Below are 20,676 nucleotides of genomic sequence, written 5' to 3'. Positions count from 1 at the left end.
GTCCATCAAAACCCCTTGGGTGTTGTATGGTTAAGCCTCACGGGCAATTAGTACAGGTTAGCTCAACGCCTCACAACGCTTACACACCCTGCCTATCAACGTCGTAGTCTACGACAACCCTTTAGGATACTTAAAGTATCAGGGAGAACTCATCTCAAGGCTCGCTTCCCGCTTAGATGCTTTCAGCGGTTATCGATCCCGAACTTAGCTACCGGGCAATGCGTCTGGCGACACAACCCGAACACCAGAGGTTCGTCCACTCCGGTCCTCTCGTACTAGGAGCAGCCCCTTTCAATTCTCCAACGCCCACGGCAGATAGGGACCGAACTGTCTCACGACGTTCTAAACCCAGCTCGCGTACCACTTTAAATGGCGAACAGCCATACCCTTGGGACCGACTTCAGCCCCAGGATGTGATGAGCCGACATCGAGGTGCCAAACACCGCCGTCGATATGAACTCTTGGGCGGTATCAGCCTGTTATCCCCGGAGTACCTTTTATCCGTTGAGCGATGGCCCTTCCATTCAGAACCACCGGATCACTATGACCTGCTTTCGCACCTGCTCGAATTGTCATTCTCGCAGTCAAGCGGGCTTATGCCATTGCACTAACCTCACGATGTCCAACCGTGATTAGCCCACCTTCGTGCTCCTCCGTTACGCTTTGGGAGGAGACCGCCCCAGTCAAACTACCCACCAGGCACTGTCCGCAACCCCGATAAGGGGTCGACGTTAGAACATCAACACTACAAGGGTGGTATTTCAAGGACGGCTCCACGCAATCTAGCGACTGCGCTTCAAAGCCTCCCACCTATCCTACACATGTAGGGTCAATGTTCAGTGCCAAGCTGTAGTAAAGGTTCACGGGGTCTTTCCGTCTAGCCGCGGGTACACTGCATCTTCACAGCGATTTCAATTTCACTGAGTCTCGGGTGGAGACAGCGTGGCCATCATTACGCCATTCGTGCAGGTCGGAACTTACCCGACAAGGAATTTCGCTACCTTAGGACCGTTATAGTTACGGCCGCCGTTTACCGGGGCTTCGATCAAGAGCTTCGACCGAAGTCTAACCCCATCAATTAACCTTCCGGCACCGGGCAGGCGTCACACCGTATACGTCATCTTGCGATTTTGCACAGTGCTGTGTTTTTAATAAACAGTTGCAGCCACCTGGTATCTGCGACTCTCAATAGCTCCATCCGCGAGGGACTTCACCGTCGAGAGCGTACCTTCTCCCGAAGTTACGGTACCATTTTGCCTAGTTCCTTCACCCGAGTTCTCTCAAGCGCCTTGGTATTCTCTACCCGACCACCTGTGTCGGTTTGGGGTACGATTCCTTACAATCTGAAGCTTAGAGGCTTTTCCTGGAAGCATGGCATCAATGACTTCACATCCGTAGATGCTCGACGTCGTGTCTCAGCTTTAAGAAGAGCCGGATTTACCTAACTCTTCAGCCTACGCACTTGAACCTGGACAACCGTCGCCAGGCCCACCTAGCCTTCTCCGTCCCCCCATCGCAATTGTAAGAAGTACGGGAATATTAACCCGTTTCCCATCGACTACGCCTTTCGGCCTCGCCTTAGGGGTCGACTTACCCTGCCCCGATTAACGTTGGACAGGAACCCTTGGTCTTCCGGCGAGGAGGTTTTTCACCCCCTTTATCGTTACTCATGTCAGCATTCGCACTTCTGATACGTCCAGCATGCGTTACCACACACCTTCAACCGCTTACAGAACGCTCCCCTACCCAATGCACTAAAGTGCATTGCCGCAGCTTCGGTTTACTACTTAGCCCCGTTACATCTTCCGCGCAGGCCGACTCGACCAGTGAGCTATTACGCTTTCTTTAAATGATGGCTGCTTCTAAGCCAACATCCTGGCTGTCTGAGCCTTCCCACATCGTTTCCCACTTAGTAGTAATTTGGGACCTTAGCTGGCGGTCTGGGTTGTTTCCCTCTCCACGACGGACGTTAGCACCCGCCGTGTGTCTCCCGGATAGTACTTACTGGTATTCGGAGTTTGCAAAGGGTTGGTAAGTCGGGATGACCCCCTAGCCTTAACAGTGCTCTACCCCCAGTAGTATTCGTCCGAGGCGCTACCTAAATAGCTTTCGGGGAGAACCAGCTATCTCCAGGTTTGATTGGCCTTTCACCCCTAGCCACAAGTCATCCGCTAATTTTTCAACATTAGTCGGTTCGGTCCTCCAGTTGATGTTACTCAACCTTCAACCTGCCCATGGCTAGATCACCTGGTTTCGGGTCTATATCCAGAGACTGAACGCCCAGTTAAGACTCGGTTTCCCTACGGCTCCCCTAGATGGTTAACCTTGCCACTGAATATAAGTCGCTGACCCATTATACAAAAGGTACGCAGTCACAGGACAAAGCCTGCTCCTACTGCTTGTACGTACACGGTTTCAGGTTCTATTTCACTCCCCTCACAGGGGTTCTTTTCGCCTTTCCCTCACGGTACTGGTTCACTATCGGTCAGTCAGTAGTATTTAGCCTTGGAGGATGGTCCCCCCATATTCAGACAGGATATCACGTGTCCCGCCCTACTCGATTTCACTGAACACACGTCGTCAACTACGGGACTATCACCCTGTATCGTCGGCCTTTCCAGGCTGTTCGTCTAACGCGTGTAAAGCTTAAGGGCTAGTCCAATTTCGCTCGCCGCTACTTTCGGAATCTCGGTTGATTTCTTTTCCTCGGGGTACTTAGATGTTTCAGTTCCCCCGGTTCGCCCTGTTGAGCTATGTATTCACTCAACAGTAATACCTTATGGTATTGGGTTTCCCCATTCGGAAATCCCAGACTCAAATGGTTTTTACTACCTAATCTGGGCTTATCGCAAGTTAATACGTCCTTCATCGCCTCTGACTGCCAAGGCATCCACCGTGTACGCTTAGTCACTTAACCATACAACCCGAAGGAGTTTCGAGTTGATAATCAAATCACCAAAGTTGTCTCTCATTATTTGAATGAGCGAGAGACATATCGATTTTGCCGGACTCATCTCTTTACCTTCATTTTTAGAAAAAATGAAAACAAAAAGCCAAGAACACTTGAATGTGTTTTTTGGTGTTTATCTTTCGATAAACATTGAGAACTTTACAAACAACAATAAATTGTTGTTTTGTCAGCTTTCCAAATTGTTAAAGAGCTATGTTTCTTCACAAGGAAGTTACATTTTCTAAAGACTTTCAGAGTCAAAAATACCAACCAGTATCAATTGCTTGTTCTGGTTTGGACGTTTTATTCCAAAAATACTTAGAGAATGGTGGGCGATACCGGGCTCGAACCAGTGACCCCCTGCTTGTAAGGCAGGTGCTCTCCCAACTGAGCTAATCGCCCACATTGTTTTGATTTCCGTGGAAGGAAATGGTGGGTCGTGCAGGATTCGAACCTGCGACCAATTGATTAAAAGTCAACTGCTCTACCAACTGAGCTAACGACCCAATGGTATCCCGTAGGGGAGTCGAACCCCTGTTACCGCCGTGAAAGGGCGGTGTCCTAGGCCTCTAGACGAACGGGACACTAAGTGAACATCTTGGGGGATGTTCTATCTCTTAAACTTCATAAACCGTATCAATCTGTGTGAACACTCATCGCAATAATCATCGTTTAAGGAGGTGATCCAGCGCCAGGTTCCCCTAGCGCTACCTTGTTACGACTTCACCCCAGTCATGAACCACAAAGTGGTAAGCGTCCCCCCGAAGGTTAAACTACCTACTTCTTTTGCAGCCCACTCCCATGGTGTGACGGGCGGTGTGTACAAGGCCCGGGAACGTATTCACCGTGGCATTCTGATCCACGATTACTAGCGATTCCGACTTCATGGAGTCGAGTTGCAGACTCCAATCCGGACTACGACGCACTTTTTGGGATTCGCTCACTCTCGCAAGTTGGCCGCCCTCTGTATGCGCCATTGTAGCACGTGTGTAGCCCTACTCGTAAGGGCCATGATGACTTGACGTCGTCCCCACCTTCCTCCGGTTTATCACCGGCAGTCTCCCTGGAGTTCCCGACATTACTCGCTGGCAAACAAGGATAAGGGTTGCGCTCGTTGCGGGACTTAACCCAACATTTCACAACACGAGCTGACGACAGCCATGCAGCACCTGTCTCAGAGTTCCCGAAGGCACCAATCCATCTCTGGAAAGTTCTCTGGATGTCAAGAGTAGGTAAGGTTCTTCGCGTTGCATCGAATTAAACCACATGCTCCACCGCTTGTGCGGGCCCCCGTCAATTCATTTGAGTTTTAATCTTGCGACCGTACTCCCCAGGCGGTCTACTTAACGCGTTAGCTCCGAAAGCCACGGCTCAAGGCCACAACCTCCAAGTAGACATCGTTTACGGCGTGGACTACCAGGGTATCTAATCCTGTTTGCTCCCCACGCTTTCGCATCTGAGTGTCAGTATCTGTCCAGGGGGCCGCCTTCGCCACCGGTATTCCTTCAGATCTCTACGCATTTCACCGCTACACCTGAAATTCTACCCCCCTCTACAGTACTCTAGTCTGCCAGTTTCAAATGCTATTCCGAGGTTGAGCCCCGGGCTTTCACATCTGACTTAACAAACCACCTGCATGCGCTTTACGCCCAGTAATTCCGATTAACGCTCGCACCCTCCGTATTACCGCGGCTGCTGGCACGGAGTTAGCCGGTGCTTCTTCTGTCGCTAACGTCAAATAATGCAGCTATTAACTACACTACCTTCCTCACGACTGAAAGTGCTTTACAACCCGAAGGCCTTCTTCACACACGCGGCATGGCTGCATCAGGCTTGCGCCCATTGTGCAATATTCCCCACTGCTGCCTCCCGTAGGAGTCTGGACCGTGTCTCAGTTCCAGTGTGGCTGATCATCCTCTCAGACCAGCTAGGGATCGTCGCCTTGGTGAGCCCTTACCTCACCAACTAGCTAATCCCACCTAGGCATATCCTGACGCGAGAGGCCCGAAGGTCCCCCTCTTTGGCCCGTAGGCATCATGCGGTATTAGCCATCGTTTCCAATGGTTATCCCCCACATCAGGGCAATTTCCTAGGCATTACTCACCCGTCCGCCGCTCGACGCCGTTATCGTTCCCCGAAGGTTCAGATAACTCGTTTCCGCTCGACTTGCATGTGTTAGGCCTGCCGCCAGCGTTCAATCTGAGCCATGATCAAACTCTTCAATTTAAGATTTTGTCGGCTCAATGAATACTGAACATTACATAAAGTAATGTTTGAATTGACTGTGCTGAATCCGAAGATTCAATGGTCACTTCGTTTCATTGAAACCTAATTTGATACCGAAGTATCGAATTGGATTATCATCAACGAGTGCCCACACAGATTGATAGGTCTATATTGTTAAAGAGCTTTCCTGTTGAGCTTTGCTCAAAACAGGACGGCCATTTTAGCGAGTTAAAGTTTAGTGTCAATCACTTTTTTCAAACTTTCTTCAAGCGTTTCCGCTTGGCTAATTTGGCTTGCTAACTTGGCTTCTTACTTTCGAAACTTAAGCTTCGAAGCGTTGCCGTGTCAGCGAGGTGGCATTATAGAGATTGCGATCACATTGGCAAGCCCTTTTTCTCGTTTTTTTTGATTTTTTTATCGTTTGGGTGTTTTTTATTCTAAAAGGCGAGTTTTCACTACTATTCTACCTCCATACACCCTGTAATCGCCCTGAATAAGGAAAAAAGATGAGCTCAATGAGAAGCTACAAAGGTATAAAGCCTGAACTTGGTGAGCGTGTTTACGTTGACCCAACCTCTGTTTTAGTCGGTGATATCCGAATTGGCGATGATTCTAGCATTTGGCCATTGGTAGCAGCGCGAGGCGATGTAAACCACATTCACATTGGTGATCGAACGAATATTCAAGATGGCAGTGTTTTGCATGTCACCCATAAGAACGCCGAAAACCCAAACGGCTACCCATTGATTATTGGTAATGACGTTACGATTGGCCACAAAGTGATGCTGCACGGTTGTGAGATCCACGATCGTGTTTTGGTTGGTATGGGAGCTATTGTTTTAGATGCTGTTGTAATTGAGTCAGAGGTGATGGTCGGAGCAGGCAGTTTAGTGCCACCTGGGAAAGTATTAGAAAGTGGCTACTTATATGTTGGAAGCCCAGTAAAACAAGCTCGCCCTCTATCAGAAAAAGAACGAGCTTTCTTGCAAAAGTCTGCCAACAACTATGTGCAGAACAAAAACGACTACTTAAATGAAGTAAAAGACTTGAACTAAAACCCTGTTAACCGATGATGATATGGCCTTCTTCGTTGAAGGCTTCATCTTCTATTAGCTCTTCAGCCATTTCTTCTAGGTCGAATCGGTAATCAGTAAACACTTTAATTGCCGCTTGCTCAGTTTCAATCAGTGAACCACTGAGCTTTTCTAACTTTTGTTTCGTCACAAAGCACTCTATTAGTGCGCCTGATTGTTGCGCCGAAAAGTTTACCGATTGTGATACTTCATCCCATGATTGAATATCTGGGAATAAGATGGATTGATTCATCGCTTATTGACCTTCAAGGTTCTTTCTTAGTTCTCTGAGAATTTGTTTGGCACCAGGACGTAAGCCACGCCAGAGCATAAAGCTTTCCGCAGCCTGCCCAACTAACATTCCAAGACCGTCATACGCATGAGCGGCACCATTCTCTTTTGCCCATAAGTTAAAGCTCGTCACCCCTTTGCCATAAATCATGTCATAGCTTGTACTGTTAGCGGCAAAGATGGAGGATGAAATAGTCGGCAGTTCACCACTAAGAGAAGCGGATGTGGAGTTAATGATGACATCATACTCTTCATCAATACTTGCTATCTCTTTGGCGAGGATAGGACCGTGAGAGACAAACAGCTCTGCAAGCTCCTGTGCTTTACTAAAGGTACGGTTGGTAATGGTTAAAGAGGTCGGCTTTTGATCAAGTAGTGGCTTAATAACACCACGAGCTGCACCACCAGCGCCAATAATTAGGATTCGCGCGCCTTCCAATACAACCTGATGCTGAAGCAGATCTTGCACTAAACCTGCACCATCAGTGTTGTCACCGATGATTTCACCATCGTCTAACTTCTTGAGGGTATTTACCGCGCCTGCTAACTGAGCCCGTTCTGTCAATCGACTAGCAAATTGATAAGCATCTTCTTTAAATGGCATAGTGATGTTGCACCCCTTGCCACCTTCAGCAAAAAACACCTTCGCCGCGTCAATAAAACCATCAACAGGTGCACTTTCTGCGGTGTACACCAAAGATTGATTAGTTTGACGAGCAAACAAGGTGTGAATGAATGGCGACTTACTGTGTCCGATAGGATTACCAAACACGGCATAGCGATCGATTTGCTGGGTCATTTCCTTACCTTTGTTCCTTACTTAGATATAGAGAAAACAGGGCCACCTGATTACAGATGACCCTATCACTATCTATCTATATAGAAAAGGAGATTCCGTGCTTACCACTCTCGGGGCGTTAGGTATCGCTCGTAAAGTTCAGCTTCTGGCGATCCCGCTTCTGGCTCGTAGCAGTACTCCCAGCGAGCGAGCGGCGGCATTGACATCAGAATCGACTCAGTACGCCCACCACTTTGTAAACCAAATAAGGTACCACGATCATACACTAAGTTGAACTCTACGTAACGGCCGCGACGATATAGTTGGAATTCACGCTCACGCTCACCATACTCGATCTCTTTACGACGAGAAACGATCGGCAAGTAAGCCTGGCAATAGCCTTCACCGACTGCTTTGATGTAAGCAAAACACTTATCAAATTCCCACTGGTTTAGATCATCAAAGAACAAACCGCCAACACCGCGAGTTTCATTACGATGTGGTAGGAAGAAGTATTTGTCACACCATGCTTTATGCTCTTGGTAAACATCGTCACCAAATGGCGCACAAAGCAGTTTTGCAGTGTCGTGCCATGATTGGCAATCTTCTTCAAATGGATAGAACGGCGTTAGGTCAAAACCACCACCAAACCACCAAATTGGGTCTTCGCCATCTTTTTCTGCAATAAAGAAGCGGACATTGGCGTGTGAAGTCGGTACATAAGGGTTTTTAGGGTGAATAACCAAAGAAACACCCATCGCTTCAAAACGACGACCCGCTAGCTCTGGACGATGCGCTGTCGCAGATGCTGGCATTTCTTTCCCTTCCACATGCGAGAAGTTCACGCCTCCCTGCTCGAAAACAAGGCCATCACGCATAACACGTGAGCGCCCACCGCCACCAAGACGTTCGCCCGGTTCACGATGCCATGCATCCTCGACAAAGACGGCCTTTCCATCTTCTTGTTCTAACTGCTGACAAATGGAGTCCTGAAGTGACATCAAGAACTGCTTTACGGCGTGCTTATCGATCGCTGACATACGTTATTACCTATTACGTGAAACCTAATGATGGCTGGCTAGCAGGGTTAACCCTGTCTTAATATTTGTGAAGTTTTGGCGTCACGAATCTCGCTGGGTTTATCACGACCGCTGGTCTCGCCACGAAGAATGGCGACCAGCTTATCACCCAACTGCTCTTCGACTTCTTCCGTGGTCATACACGGTGGTAAGCCGGAAAGATTCGCGCTGGTAGAGGTTAACGGCTTTCCGAATGCATTACACATTTTTTGCACCAAAGGATGATCAGTCACACGAACCGCAATTGAATCAAACTGCCCTGAAACCCAGTTGGATACTTTATCGCTCGCTGGCATGATCCAAGTGTATGGGCCTGGCCAAGTGGCATGAACAGTCTGTAATTGTTCTTCAGTCAACTGAGATTCATCAATATAAGGCAAGAGCTGATCATAACTTGCCGCGATGAGAATCAGCCCTTTTTCTACCGGACGCTGCTTGAGCTCTAATAGCTTTTGAATTGCTTCTGGGTTATCTGGATCACATCCGACACCAAAAACCCCTTCTGTTGGATAGGCAATCACTTCGCCTTGCTTGAGTGCGTTGAGCACTTGTTCAAAGTTATCCACCGATTACTTCCTATTTGTTTGACTGTGTTGTTTTCACTAAGTGTACAAATATTCATTCTCAGACACTAAAGCAATTTTTTTATAAAATGTATCAATAGCGCCAACAACAAGACGCAAACGTTTGCTTGAGATAAAAATCCCCGTATAATGCGCACAAATTTATAGCTCACCTAATTTTTGCAGCTTAAAGGAGTTTGAGATGAAAGTCGGTATCATCATGGGTTCTAAATCCGATTGGCCAACCATGAAACTAGCAGCGGACATGCTAGACCAATTTGGCGTGCCTTACGAAACAAAAGTCGTGTCAGCACACCGAACTCCTCAATTACTGGCTGACTACGCCAGTGGCGCAAAAGAACGCGGCATCAAAGTTATCATCGCAGGCGCAGGTGGTGCAGCCCACCTACCAGGTATGGCGGCGGCGTTTACTAGTTTGCCAGTGCTTGGGGTTCCCGTTCAGTCTCGTGCACTGAAAGGTATGGATTCACTGCTTTCTATTGTACAGATGCCAAAGGGAATTGCGGTTGGTACATTGGCGATTGGCGAAGCGGGCGCAGCAAACGCCGGTATCCTAGCAGCGCAAATCCTAGGCACTCATGATGAAAACATCATGGCGAAGGTAGAAGCATTCCGTAATGAGCAAACGGAAACAGTTCTCGCAAATCCAAACCCTGCAGAGGATTAATCAGATGCATGTACTGGTTCTTGGTGCGGGTCAGTTGGCTCGTATGATGTCTCTGGCTGGTGCGCCACTGAATATTCAAATTTCAGCTTACGATGTCACCAACGGTGATGTCGTTCACCCTTTAACTCAACAGGTACTTGGCCATGGTTTGGAAAATGCGATTACGCAAGTTGATGTGATTACTGCCGAGTTCGAGCATATTCCACATGACGTGCTCAAGGTTTGCGAAGCGAGCGGCAAGTTCCTACCAAGTACGCAAGCCATCAAAGCAGGTGGTGATCGCCGTATTGAAAAAGCACTGCTTGATGATGCCGGCGTGCGCAACGCGAAATACTACGTCATTGAAACTCGTGAAGACTTTGACCGCGCAATTGAACACGTTGGTATGCCAATGGTTCTGAAAAGTGCATTAGGTGGTTACGATGGTAAAGGCCAATGGCGCTTAAAAGAAGCTTCTCAAGTCGACGACATTTGGACTGAGATGGCAGAGTGCATCGCGGCAACACCAACTCAAGCGATTGTTGCTGAAGAGTTTGTTCCTTTTAACCGCGAAGTATCACTGGTTGGTGCTCGAAGCAAAGATGGCAGTGTGGAAGTGTACCCTCTGGCAGAGAATGTTCACACCAACGGTGTATTGAGTCTTTCTACTGCGATTGATGCGCCAGGGTTACAGGAACAAGCAAAGCAAATGTTCACGGCAGTCGCAGATAGCCTAGATTACGTTGGCGTATTAGCGCTTGAGTTCTTTGATGTCGATGGGGCACTTTTAGTGAATGAGATTGCTCCACGCGTGCACAACTCTGGTCACTGGACACAGCAAGGTGCAGAAACGTGTCAGTTTGAAAACCATCTGCGCGCAGTGTGCGGCTTACCATTAGGTAGTACGAAATTGGTTCGTGAAACCTCAATGATCAATATTCTTGGTGAAGACACACTACCAGATGCATTGTTATCAATGGATGGTTGCCACCTTCATTGGTATGGCAAAGAGAAACGTGCAGGTCGCAAGATGGGACACATCAACGTGTGTGGCGACTACCCAGGAGAATTGCACCGTAGGTTGTGCGCCCTGGCAGACATCTTAGACCCAATAGCTTTCCCAGCCGTGCAAGCGTTCGCTAAACAGCCTCAACACTAACGTTTGGCAGCAAAAAAACAAAAAAGGGTCGCACGATGCGACCCTTTTTAATTCCTTTGATGTATTTACCCTTGCTGGGTGTGCTGACACTTACGATTAGCACATTGCAATTTCACACCACTGGCAAGTTTCTTCTCCACCAACAGAGTAAAACCACACTCTTCGCATCGCCCCTTGACCGGAGCAAGGTTCACAGCAAATTTGCATTTAGGGTAGTTATCACACGCGTAGAAGGTTTTGCCAAATCGGGTTTTACGCTCAACCAAATGTCCTTTGCCACATTCAGGGCAAGCGTGTTGCTCTTGTGACTGCGCCTCTGGCTCTGGTTGATTAATCGACTCAATATGATGACAAGCCGGGTAGTTACTACAACCGACAAACATGCCGTAGCGCCCTTGGCGGAGTACCAACTCATTGCCACACTCAGGACAAGGCACACCCAACTCTTTCACGATGTGCCCATCATTGCTGTGTAGCGGTTTAATGTAATCACAGCTTGGGTAATGGTTACAGCCGAGAAATGGGCCATGTTTTCCGTGCTTGAGAGTCAGCTCACCACCACATTTTGGACACGGCTCGTGCTCCAAAGCGTGTTCATGGGCAGAGAAAAGGGTGTTGTCGATTTTACTACTCATACTTACCGTTTCGTGAAAAACACACAAAAAGACAAGCTCGCGTTTATTCTAGTTAAACTCAAACTTGCCCAGATGGTTAGTGAAGAATCCCTTGTTCCTTGGTGTACAACAGCTCTTCCATTAGCGTGTAAGCGTTTTCGTTGCCAGGCACATTAAACAGCACCATCAGAATGATCCATTTGAGATCTTCAAGCTCAAACTCACTCGTTTCTAATCCCATCACTCGGTCAATCACCATTTCGCGAGTTTCTGTGGTTAACACATTGATTTGCTCGAGAAACAATAGAAATCCTCGGCATTCCAAATCTAAACGCTGCGTCTCTTTCGCTGTGTAGATACGAGTTGATGACGAAGCCATGCAAGTCGAGATTGCAGAAGAGGTGTCACTTTGCTGCAATGCGGCAAGCTCTTCTAACCAGACAAGGGCTTTGTAGATATCTTTTTGTTGGAAGCCTGCACGAAGCAACTCTTCTTCCAACTCGTCTTGTTCGACCTGTAACTCTGCATCGCTATGGATGTAGGTTTCGAATAGATACATCAGTATATCCATCATCATAGCTAGCCCCTCCCCTTTCGAATATAGCCACCTGAAACCGCAACGACATGCCCAGAGAGTTCTAACTCTAAGAGCTGCATCATGACTTCTTGGACAGGTATATGGGTCCTGTTTGCAAGAATATCAACCGGTGTAGCTTCACTTCCTACGTTAGCTAACAGCTGAGGAAATGGCAATTCTTCTTCATCATTTAACGTAGAAAATAAATCGGTACTCTGATTAATAGACCAATCAAGCAAGGACTGTATTTCATCTAAGACATCTTTCGTCTTTTCTACGAGGCAAGCGCCATGACGTATCAACTGGTTTCCACCGCAGGCATTGGGGGCATTGATTGACGCTGGCAGAGCAAATACTTCTCGACCTTGCTCAAGCGCGTAACGAGCTGTAATTAACGAGCCGCTCTTTTTCGCCGCCTCGACGACCAGTACACCAAGCGATAATCCACTAATAATACGATTACGACGCGGGAAGTTTTCTGGGCGCGGCTTGGCATTAGGCCGAAACTCAGACACCAAAGCCCCATGTTCAATAACACGTTGCGCTAAACCACGATGACGTGCCGGATAAATATTTTCTAAGCCAGATCCTAGCACCGCAATCGTCTTACCACCCGCTTGCAACGCACCATCATGCGCATGACCATCAATGCCTAAAGCGAGACCACTGGTGACAATAAAATCGTGCTGAACAAACTCTGCAGCAAACTGACGTGCATGCTGTAATCCATCAATACTCGCATTTCGACTTCCAACCATCGCGATTTGTGGCTGAGAAAGACAAGCAGGGTTTCCTTGAACAAAAAGTAGAGGTGGCGGTGCAACGATTTGTTTGAGCTGAGGTGGATAACACGGGTCAGTCAGTGTCAGGATATGATGATTTGTAGAAGCCTCAAGCCAGCTTAAACAAGCATCGACTTCTTTATCTGTTGAAGCCCAAGCTTGAATTTGCTTAGTTGTTAACCCAAGTTGTTGTAGCTGTTCAGGAGAGAAGTTTACGATGTTACGTGGCGTGTCTCTTGCCAGTAGCTTATTCATTTTGACGCCGCCAATGCCTGGTAAACAACTCAGTTTTAACCAGGCAGCGAGATCATCGTTATTTCGTCGATTCATCGATGGTTAATTCGTCCGCCAACGGTGACACCACCGAAATATCTTGGTTAATGGGTTTCGTACTGTTAGTGATCAGTGCCAAGCTAAAGTACTCATAAGGGCGAATGACCAGCAACTCACCAACTTTGCTTTGAGGCAAAGTAATTTTCTTATCAAGCACGCCAAACTCTTTCTTGAACTCATCGCCGTCTTTGTAAACTGGGTGCGCGTCTTCTTTTAAATCAAACACACTGCCTTGCTTCAGATTGTCTGACGTGCCTTTATCAATCACCACAACTTGGTTAGTTGAACTAAAGCGAATACCTTCGATATTACCTAGCAACTTTGCAGAACTGCCTTGTGGCGACGGCAGCGGATAGAACGTTGTTGTGAAGTCAGTATTCTCAACCGATTGATTTGGCAACGCGATATCGTTACGTAGGATTTCTTGCATTTGCGATGTAAGCTTCAAACCTGAATAATCACTCGAAGCTTCAACGAGCTCGCCTTTGGCAATCAAACGCAGCGCGGTAATCTCTTCGGACACATCGTCACGCGAAAAGGTAGCTACTGGTCGGTAAATAGCCCAACCTGTCGCGGTCTGATTGCCATTGATATACAGCACATCTTCTGCAGTCAGATACTTACTGCCTTTGCTGCTACCCATCACTTTTGCAGCATTGTTCAACGAATCTTTATCTAGCAACCGATCCGATTTAAGGTAAGGCATCACCAAACCTTCCGCAACGGTTGGTACGGCTTTCTTTTCTGTGATGCGAACTTTCGGGCTCAGCTTCTTAACCGGTTTTAGGCTCAACACGGGCTGACCGTTAATCCACACCAAAGACAGCTTGTCTCCGGGATAAATTAAATGAGGGTTATCGATTTCCGGGTTTACTTGCCATAAACGAGGCCACAACCACGGGCTATCTAAGTACATGGCCGAAATATCCCATAGCGTATCGCCCTTCACGACTACATACGTTTGTGGCGCATCATCTTTAACAGTCAGTGGGTTCGCATCCACATTTGCTACAGCGTTGAAAGAGAAAAGTAGCGGCAACGTAACACTGGCAACGTTGCGGAAAATTCGATTCATGACCCTCGTCCTTGGTCTATTAAGCAGGAACCAGAATGGAAATTGGTGCAAGGATGCTGTCATTTAGGCTATAAAATGTCTAGAATTGAGCCAACAAGGTTTGTGCTGTTTCGGCACAGTTCAATATTTCGAGTGAATATGTCTGTATTACAAGTATTAACATTCCCGGATGATCGCCTGCGCACAGTCGCAAAGCCTGTTGAAGCGGTGACCCCTGAGATTCAAAAAATCGTCGATGACATGATTGAAACCATGTACGACGAAGAAGGTATTGGCCTTGCTGCAACGCAGGTTGATATCCACAAACGTATCGTAGTGATTGATATTTCAGAAACTCGCGATGAGCCGATGGTGCTAATCAACCCTGAGATTCTGGAAAAGCGTGGCGAAGATGGCATCGAAGAAGGCTGTCTGTCGGTACCAGGTGCGCGCGCACTTGTGCCTCGCGCTGCAGAAGTTACCGTTAAAGCACTGGATCGTGATGGCAAAGAGTTCACCTTTGAAGCCGACGACCTGCTAGCGATTTGTGTTCAACACGAGCTTGATCACCTACAAGGTAAGCTGTTCGTGGATTACCTATCGCCACTGAAACGCAAACGCATTCAGGACAAGCTAGCGAAAATCAAACGCTTTAACGAGAAGCAGCAAAACGCTTAATCTCGAACCATACCAATTAGAAGGAAGTCTACCTTGAGTCAGTCTTTACGAATTGTCTTTGCAGGTACTCCGGATTTCGCCGCCCGTCACTTGGCGGCGTTGTTGTCTTCGGAGCATGAAGTCATCGCGGTTTACACAAACCCAGATCGTCCAGCGGGTCGTGGCAAAAAATTGGCTGCGCCACCAGTAAAACAACTGGCGCTAGAACACAATATCCCGGTTTACCAACCTGAAAGCTTTAAGTCCGACGAAGCGAAACAAGAACTTGCCGATCTGAACGCCGACCTCATGGTTGTCGTGGCGTACGGTATGCTGCTGCCACAAGCAGTTCTTGATACCCCTAAACTGGGTTGTATCAACGTACATGGTTCTATCCTACCTCGTTGGCGTGGTGCGGCTCCAATCCAACGCTCTATTTGGGCGGGCGATGCAGAAACTGGCGTAACCATCATGCAGATGGACATCGGTCTCGACACTGGTGATATGCTGAAGATTGCAACTCTGCCAATCGAAGCGACAGATACCAGCGCTTCAATGTACGAAAAATTGGCTGAGCTTGGTCCAGAAGCCCTGATTGACTGCCTAGCAGACATTGCTGCGGGTAAAGCAGTGCCAGTGAAGCAAGACGATGAGCTAGCGAACTATGCGAAAAAACTCAGCAAAGAAGAAGCACGCATCAACTGGAACGACGATGCGGCGCACATTGAGCGCTGCGTTCGTGCATTTAACCCATGGCCAATGAGCCACTTTGAGGCGGCAGAAAACAGCATCAAAGTATGGCAAAGCCGTGTGGCAGAGCAAACCAGTGACAAGCCAGCCGGCACCATCGTGCAAGCAGATAAAACCGGTATTTATGTTGCGACAGGCAACGGCGTACTGGTGCTAGAGCAACTGCAAGTTCCTGGCAAAAAAGCCATGTCAGTTCAGGATATTCTGAATTCGCGTGCGGCTTGGTTTGAAGTTGGCACTCTGCTGGTTTAAGCCATACTAGGGGTTATTATCCCCGATTATACGAACTTTTAGAGGGCAGAGATGCCCTCCTTTACTTTAAGGTACTCATCATGAATGTTCGCGCTGCGGCTGCTAACGTCCTGTATCTTGTCGTCGACAAGGGCCACTCACTTTCAAGCGCTCTTCCAGCGGCTCAACAAACGGTACGACCTCGTGACCACGCTCTGTTACAAGAGATCTGTTACGGTGCGCTACGTTACCTACCTCGCCTAGAAATGATCGCAAACCAATTGATGGATAAGCCGCTAAAAGGCAAACAACGTGTATTCCATCACCTAATTCTGGTTGGTATTTACCAACTGAGCTTCATGCGTATTCCTGCGCACGCAGCAGTCGGTGAAACGGTTGAAGGCACTAAAGAGCTGAAAGGTCCTCGTCTGCGTGGTTTGATTAACGCGGTATTGCGTAACTACCAGCGCAACCAAGAAGAACTCGACCAAATGGCCGTCAGCAACAACGCTGGCAAGTACGGTCACCCAAGCTGGTTACTAAAACTGCTGCAAGAGGCCTACCCAAAGCAATGGGAAAGTATTGTTGAAGCGAACAACCAAAAAGCACCAATGTGGCTGCGTGTGAACCATCAACACCACACTCGTGATGAATACCTTGCGCTGCTCAAAAATGAAAACATTGATAGCACGCCACACACAGAAGCAATGGACGCCATAAAATTGGCCACACCATGTGACGTGATGAAGCTACCTGGTTTTGATAAAGGTTGGGTTTCGGTACAAGATGCGGCGGCGCAGCTTTCGATCAACTACCTAAAACCACAAGACGGCGAACGGATTTTAGATTGCTGTGCTGCGCCAGGTGGCAAGACTGCGCACATTCTAGAGCGCACGTCGGGCAGTGAAGTGGTCGCGATTGACTGCGACGACACACGCTTGAAACGTGTGCATGAAAACCTGAAGCGTCTCAACCTTCAGGCAAAAGTGGTTTGCGGTGATGCGCGTAATCCACAAGAATGGTGGCAAGGCGAGCAATTTGATCGCATTTTGCTGGATGCCCCATGTTCTGCGACTGGCGTGATTCGTCGTCACCCAGACATCAAATGGCTACGTCGTGCAGACGACATCGCCGCATTAGCAGAGCTGCAAAGTGAAATTTTTGATGCCATGTGGACGCAACTGAAGCCCGGCGGCACCATGGTTTACGCGACTTGTTCAATCATACCGCAAGAAAACGTGGAGCAAGTAAAAGCGTTTTTAGCACGTACCGCGGATGCGCAACTGCTGGATTCTGATCCCGACCAGCCTGGTCGTCAAATTCTACCAGGCGAAGAAGATATGGATGGTTTCTACTACGCAGTGCTAACTAAGACACACGCGTAACAGCATGCTAAATAGGGCGATTGAAGTGATTTCAATCGCCTTTTTCAGATACGAGAAAAGAGTATGAAGATCATTATTCTTGGTGCAGGTCAGGTTGGCGGCACACTGGCAGAAAACCTAGTGGGTGAAAACAACGACATCACCATCGTCGACAATAATGCCGACCGACTGCGTGAATTGCAGGACAAATACGACCTACGTGTGGTCAATGGCCATGCGAGCCATCCAGACGTGCTACACGAAGCTGGCGCGCAAGACGCCGATATGCTCGTCGCAGTAACCAACACTGATGAAACCAACATGGCCGCCTGTCAGGTCGCGTTCACTCTATTCAATACCCCAAACCGCGTTGCGCGTATTCGCTCTCCAGAATACTTGGCAGAAAAAGAAGCCCTGTTTAAATCTGGCGCTATTCCTGTTGATCACCTTATCGCACCAGAAGAACTCGTCACGAGCTACATCGAACGTCTGATCCAATACCCAGGCGCGCTGCAAGTGGTGAGTTTTGCTGAACAGAAAGTCAGCCTAGTGGCGGTGAAAGCTTACTATGGTGGCCCGTTGGTGGGTAACGCGCTGTCTGCTTTGCGTGAGCACATGCCGCACATCGATACCCGTGTGGCGGCGATTTTCCGTCAAGGCCGTCCGATTCGCCCACAAGGTACCACCATTATTGAAGCCGACGATGAAGTGTTCTTCGTTGCAGCAAGTAATCATATTCGCTCAGTGATGAGTGAGCTTCAGCGCCTAGAAAAACCGTACCGCCGCATCATGATTGTTGGAGGGGGTAACATTGGCGCAAGCTTGGCAAAACGCCTAGAGCAAACTTACAGCGTGAAGCTGATTGAGCGTAACTACCAGCGTGCAGAAAAGCTCTCTGAGCAACTAGAAAACACCATCGTGTTCTGCGGTGATGCGGCAGACCAAGAGCTTCTCTCGGAAGAGAACATCGACCAAGTCGACGTCTTCATCGCGCTGACCAACGAAGATGAAACCAACATCATGTCTGCAATGTTGGCAAAACGCATGGGCGCTAAAAAAGTGATGGTGCTGATCCAACGTGGCGCTTATGTAGACCTGGTACAAGGCGGCGTAATTGATGTAGCAATCTCACCTCAGCAAGCCACTATTTCAGCCTTGCTAACGCACGTTCGTCGCGCTGATATCGTAAACGTATCCTCACTTCGCCGCGGCGCTGCGGAAGCGATTGAAGCCGTCGCTCACGGTGATGAAAGTACATCTAAAGTGGTTGGACGTGCGATTGGAGATATAAAGCTTCCACCTGGGACCACCATTGGTGCTATCGTTCGTGGCGAAGAAGTTCTTATTGCCCACGACCGTACGGTCATCGAGCAGGATGACCATGTGGTGATGTTCCTGGTCAACAAAAAATACGTATCAGACGTCGAAGCGCTATTCCAGCCGAGTCCATTCTTCCTCTAGGATTTTCCTATGGTCAACTTACGTCCCGTACTGTTTGTTATCGGGCTGGTTTTATCCAAACTGGCCCTGTTTATGTACGTGCCGACTTTGGTCGCTTTCTTTACCGGTACGGGGGGGTTCCTCGATTTCGCCCAAGCCGTTGTGATCACGCACCTTGCCGCCTTCATCTGCCTAACGATAGGTCGAACCGCCAAGTTCAAACTCAGCGTACGCGATATGTTCCTCATCACCAGTTTGGTTTGGACCATCGCGAGTGCGTTTGCCGCCTTGCCATTTGTGTTTATCAACCACATCAGCTTCACCGACGCCTACTTCGAAACGATGTCGGGTATCACCACGACGGGCTCAACGGTGCTCAGTGGCCTAGACAACATGGCGCCGAGCATCTTGCTGTGGCGCTCTATTTTACAGTGGCTTGGTGGCATTGGTTTTATCGTGATGGCGGTAGCAGTGTTACCTATGCTGAATGTCGGTGGTATGAAGCTATTCCAAACCGAATCATCAGATTGGTCGGATAAAAGTAGTCCAAGAGCGAAAACGGTCGCCAAAAACATCGTAGCGGTTTATTTGATGCTAACAGGCTTATGTATTTTGGGCTACTTGGTCACCGGCATGAACCTGTTCGAAGCAATCAACCATGCCTTTACTACGCTATCGACGGGTGGATACTCTACATCTGATGGGTCAATGAACCACTTCTCTAATGGCGCACATTGGGTGGCCACTACCTTTATGTTCTTAGGTGGTTTGCCGTTTTTGCTCTTTATCGCCGCATTACGTAAACGCCGTATTGATGTGTTGGTTAACGACGCTCAAGTTAGAGGATTTGCGTACCTGTTCGTATTCTCTAGCTTAGTGATTTCAGCTTGGCTAGTGATTCGAGATGGGTACACCATTTTGGATGCCCTGCGAGTGTCGATGTTTAATATTGTCTCTGTCGTCACCACAACTGGCTTTGGCTTAGAAGACTTCACCGCATGGGGCGCATTACCCACTACTCTTTTCGCATTCTTAATGATGGCGGGAGCATGCTCAGGATCAACGTCTGGCGGGATCAAAATCTTCCGCTTCCAAATTGCAATGACGCTGCTAAACAAACAAATGATGAAGTTGATTCACCCTTCTGGGGTGTTTGTACAGCGTTATAACCAGCGACCGGTGAATGATGATATTGTTCGCTCAGTGGTGGCATTTGGCTTGATGTTTTTTATCACCATTATCTTTATCGCGGGTTGTTTAAGTGCTCTTGGCCTCGACCCTGTGACCAGTATTTCTGGCTCAATCACCGCCGTTGCCAATGTTGGCCCTGGTATGGGCAGTGTGATTGGCCCGACAGGCAACTTCGCGCCTCTGCCCGATACTGCCAAATGGCTCTTAAGCTTTGGGATGTTAATGGGCCGCTTGGAAATTCTGACTATTCTTGTACTGTTCTTTCCTGCGTTTTGGCGCCGCTAAGCAGACTCTAATTAAAAGGTATAACAATGAAAACATGGATTACTCTGGCGACCCTACTTGCCGCCTCATCCACATACGCCGCCGAGGTCATCACTTTAGCCGATGGTCGAGAAGTGAAGTTGAACGATGACTTTACCTGGGAGTACGTCATGAAAAAACCGGCGCAACAAGCGACGGAGACACAAACAACAGCAAGCGTAGTTGAAACAATCGCAGCTCCTGCGATTGCGACAATTCCTGTGGTAACGAAAACCGTTGGCACGACCGTAGTGGTAAACGCCAAAAAGCCAACCATGCAGCTATCAGATTCAGGTGTGGATATATTGATTGGTTCAGCAAGCTATCAAAGCGGTGAGCTTATTTTACCTACATCAATCACTAACCAAAGCTCTCAATCTGTCATTCAAGTGGAAGTTGAGGTGCAAGTGTTTGATATGTCTGGTCAGCAACTGGCAAAAGAAAACGTGACGGTTTGGCAATCCATCAAGCGCATGGCGGATACCTACCTGCGACCACAGCAAGCGGAACAAGGTAAGAGCATTAAATTGGCTGTACCGCAATCACAGCAATACCAGTTTTCTGCCAAAGTGCTAGAGGTAAAAACTCGCTAAT

17 protein-coding genes, 3 tRNA genes and 2 rRNA genes are annotated in these 20,676 nt (G+C 48.2%); 9 read left to right on the top strand and 13 right to left on the bottom strand.

The window, feature by feature from the left end; all coding sequences use genetic code 11:
* Window positions 1-26: 26 nt before the first annotated feature.
* The 5 genes from UQW94_RS22835 to UQW94_RS22815 form a co-directional block, all read right to left on the bottom strand.
* Window positions 27-2,917: ribosomal RNA gene (locus UQW94_RS22835) — 23S ribosomal RNA — on the bottom strand.
* Between the two features lie 359 nt (window positions 2,918-3,276).
* Window positions 3,277-3,352: transfer RNA gene (locus UQW94_RS22830), tRNA-Val, on the bottom strand.
* Between the two features lie 28 nt (window positions 3,353-3,380).
* A tRNA-Lys gene (locus tag UQW94_RS22825) sits at window positions 3,381-3,456 on the bottom strand.
* A 2-nt stretch (window positions 3,457-3,458) separates the two neighbouring features.
* A tRNA-Glu gene (locus UQW94_RS22820) sits at window positions 3,459-3,534 on the bottom strand.
* 89 nt (window positions 3,535-3,623) lie between these two features.
* Window positions 3,624-5,176: ribosomal RNA gene (locus tag UQW94_RS22815) — 16S ribosomal RNA — on the bottom strand.
* Together the 16S and 23S rRNA genes with 3 tRNA genes alongside form the textbook arrangement of a ribosomal RNA operon.
* 506 nt (window positions 5,177-5,682) lie before the next feature.
* Here UQW94_RS22815 and UQW94_RS22810 point away from each other — a divergent pair.
* Window positions 5,683-6,231 (top strand): gamma carbonic anhydrase family protein, encoded by a 549-nt coding sequence (locus tag UQW94_RS22810; RefSeq protein WP_213969140.1) that lies wholly within the window; start codon window positions 5,683-5,685, stop codon window positions 6,229-6,231.
* 7 nt (window positions 6,232-6,238) lie between these two features.
* Here the strand turns inward: UQW94_RS22810 and UQW94_RS22805 are convergent, their stop codons facing one another.
* The 4 genes from UQW94_RS22805 to UQW94_RS22790 all read right to left on the bottom strand — a co-directional run bounded on the left by UQW94_RS22805 (window position 6,239) and on the right by UQW94_RS22790 (window position 8,963).
* Window positions 6,239-6,502 carry a DUF1488 domain-containing protein gene (locus tag UQW94_RS22805; protein ID WP_005379090.1) on the bottom strand — a complete coding sequence of 88 codons (264 nt, stop codon included), beginning with the start codon at window positions 6,500-6,502 and terminating at the stop codon, window positions 6,239-6,241.
* Window positions 6,503-6,505: 3 nt separating this feature from the next.
* Window positions 6,506-7,339, bottom strand: coding sequence for a shikimate dehydrogenase (aroE, locus tag UQW94_RS22800; RefSeq protein WP_005379088.1), 834 nt, complete (start codon window positions 7,337-7,339; stop codon window positions 6,506-6,508).
* Window positions 7,340-7,440: 101 nt separating this feature from the next.
* The gene (gene hemF, locus UQW94_RS22795; protein WP_053350839.1) at window positions 7,441-8,358 is read right to left on the bottom strand and encodes an oxygen-dependent coproporphyrinogen oxidase; all 918 of its coding nucleotides are present in this window, start codon (window positions 8,356-8,358) and stop codon (window positions 7,441-7,443) included.
* A gap of 47 nt (window positions 8,359-8,405) precedes the next feature.
* Entirely contained in the window at window positions 8,406-8,963 is a 558-nt protein-coding gene (locus tag UQW94_RS22790) for an L-threonylcarbamoyladenylate synthase (RefSeq protein ID WP_005379084.1), read from the bottom strand.
* 199 nt (window positions 8,964-9,162) lie between these two features.
* Here UQW94_RS22790 and purE point away from each other — a divergent pair, with 199 nt between their 5' ends.
* A complete protein-coding gene (gene purE / locus UQW94_RS22785; protein ID WP_005379082.1) occupies window positions 9,163-9,648 on the top strand; it encodes a 5-(carboxyamino)imidazole ribonucleotide mutase in 486 nt (161 codons plus the stop codon).
* Window positions 9,649-9,652: 4 nt separating this feature from the next.
* Window positions 9,653-10,786 (top strand): 5-(carboxyamino)imidazole ribonucleotide synthase, encoded by a 1,134-nt coding sequence (locus UQW94_RS22780; RefSeq protein WP_225474240.1) that lies wholly within the window; start codon window positions 9,653-9,655, stop codon window positions 10,784-10,786.
* 65 nt (window positions 10,787-10,851) lie between these two features.
* Here UQW94_RS22780 and UQW94_RS22775 read toward each other — a convergent pair whose 3' ends face one another.
* The 4 genes from UQW94_RS22775 to UQW94_RS22760 form a co-directional block, all read right to left on the bottom strand.
* On the bottom strand, window positions 10,852-11,421 hold the full coding sequence (locus UQW94_RS22775) for a type I DNA topoisomerase (protein WP_053350677.1): 570 nt from the start codon (window positions 11,419-11,421) through the stop codon (window positions 10,852-10,854).
* A gap of 76 nt (window positions 11,422-11,497) precedes the next feature.
* Complete coding sequence (locus UQW94_RS22770; protein WP_033906575.1) at window positions 11,498-11,977, bottom strand: DUF494 family protein; 480 nt, start codon at window positions 11,975-11,977, stop codon at window positions 11,498-11,500.
* Window positions 11,978-11,979: 2 nt separating this feature from the next.
* Window positions 11,980-13,089: a DNA-processing protein DprA gene (dprA, locus tag UQW94_RS22765; protein WP_322142576.1), complete on the bottom strand. Its 1,110-nt coding sequence runs from the start codon at window positions 13,087-13,089 to the stop codon at window positions 11,980-11,982.
* Window positions 13,073-14,167, bottom strand: coding sequence for a LysM peptidoglycan-binding domain-containing protein (locus tag UQW94_RS22760; RefSeq protein WP_151514380.1), 1,095 nt, complete (start codon window positions 14,165-14,167; stop codon window positions 13,073-13,075). The genes dprA and UQW94_RS22760 overlap by 17 nt, the downstream gene beginning before the upstream one ends.
* Window positions 14,168-14,305: 138 nt before the next feature.
* Between UQW94_RS22760 and def the strand changes: the two genes are divergently transcribed.
* The 6 genes from def to UQW94_RS22730 all read left to right on the top strand — a co-directional run bounded on the left by def (window position 14,306) and on the right by UQW94_RS22730 (window position 20,675).
* Window positions 14,306-14,824: a peptide deformylase gene (gene def, locus UQW94_RS22755; RefSeq protein WP_005379068.1), complete on the top strand. Its 519-nt coding sequence runs from the start codon at window positions 14,306-14,308 to the stop codon at window positions 14,822-14,824.
* A gap of 33 nt (window positions 14,825-14,857) precedes the next feature.
* Complete coding sequence (fmt, locus tag UQW94_RS22750) at window positions 14,858-15,805, top strand: methionyl-tRNA formyltransferase (protein ID WP_005461453.1); 948 nt, start codon at window positions 14,858-14,860, stop codon at window positions 15,803-15,805.
* A gap of 80 nt (window positions 15,806-15,885) precedes the next feature.
* Window positions 15,886-17,169: a 16S rRNA (cytosine(967)-C(5))-methyltransferase RsmB gene (rsmB, locus tag UQW94_RS22745; protein WP_322142575.1), complete on the top strand. Its 1,284-nt coding sequence runs from the start codon at window positions 15,886-15,888 to the stop codon at window positions 17,167-17,169.
* Between the two features lie 63 nt (window positions 17,170-17,232).
* On the top strand, window positions 17,233-18,609 hold the full coding sequence (trkA, locus tag UQW94_RS22740; RefSeq protein WP_005379062.1) for a Trk system potassium transporter TrkA: 1,377 nt from the start codon (window positions 17,233-17,235) through the stop codon (window positions 18,607-18,609).
* Window positions 18,610-18,618: 9 nt separating this feature from the next.
* On the top strand, window positions 18,619-20,064 hold the full coding sequence (locus tag UQW94_RS22735; protein ID WP_005386656.1) for a TrkH family potassium uptake protein: 1,446 nt from the start codon (window positions 18,619-18,621) through the stop codon (window positions 20,062-20,064).
* 26 nt (window positions 20,065-20,090) lie between these two features.
* On the top strand, window positions 20,091-20,675 hold the full coding sequence (locus UQW94_RS22730; RefSeq protein ID WP_169629131.1) for a DUF3157 family protein: 585 nt from the start codon (window positions 20,091-20,093) through the stop codon (window positions 20,673-20,675).
* The last annotated feature ends 1 nt before the right edge of the window (window position 20,676 follow it).

This window comes from Vibrio sp. PBL-C16 (assembly GCF_034321865.1).
Lineage (GTDB): Bacteria > Pseudomonadota > Gammaproteobacteria > Enterobacterales > Vibrionaceae > Vibrio > Vibrio alginolyticus.
Note: the sequence above shows the minus strand (reverse complement) of the source record. Positions and strands in the feature narration are given on the sequence as shown.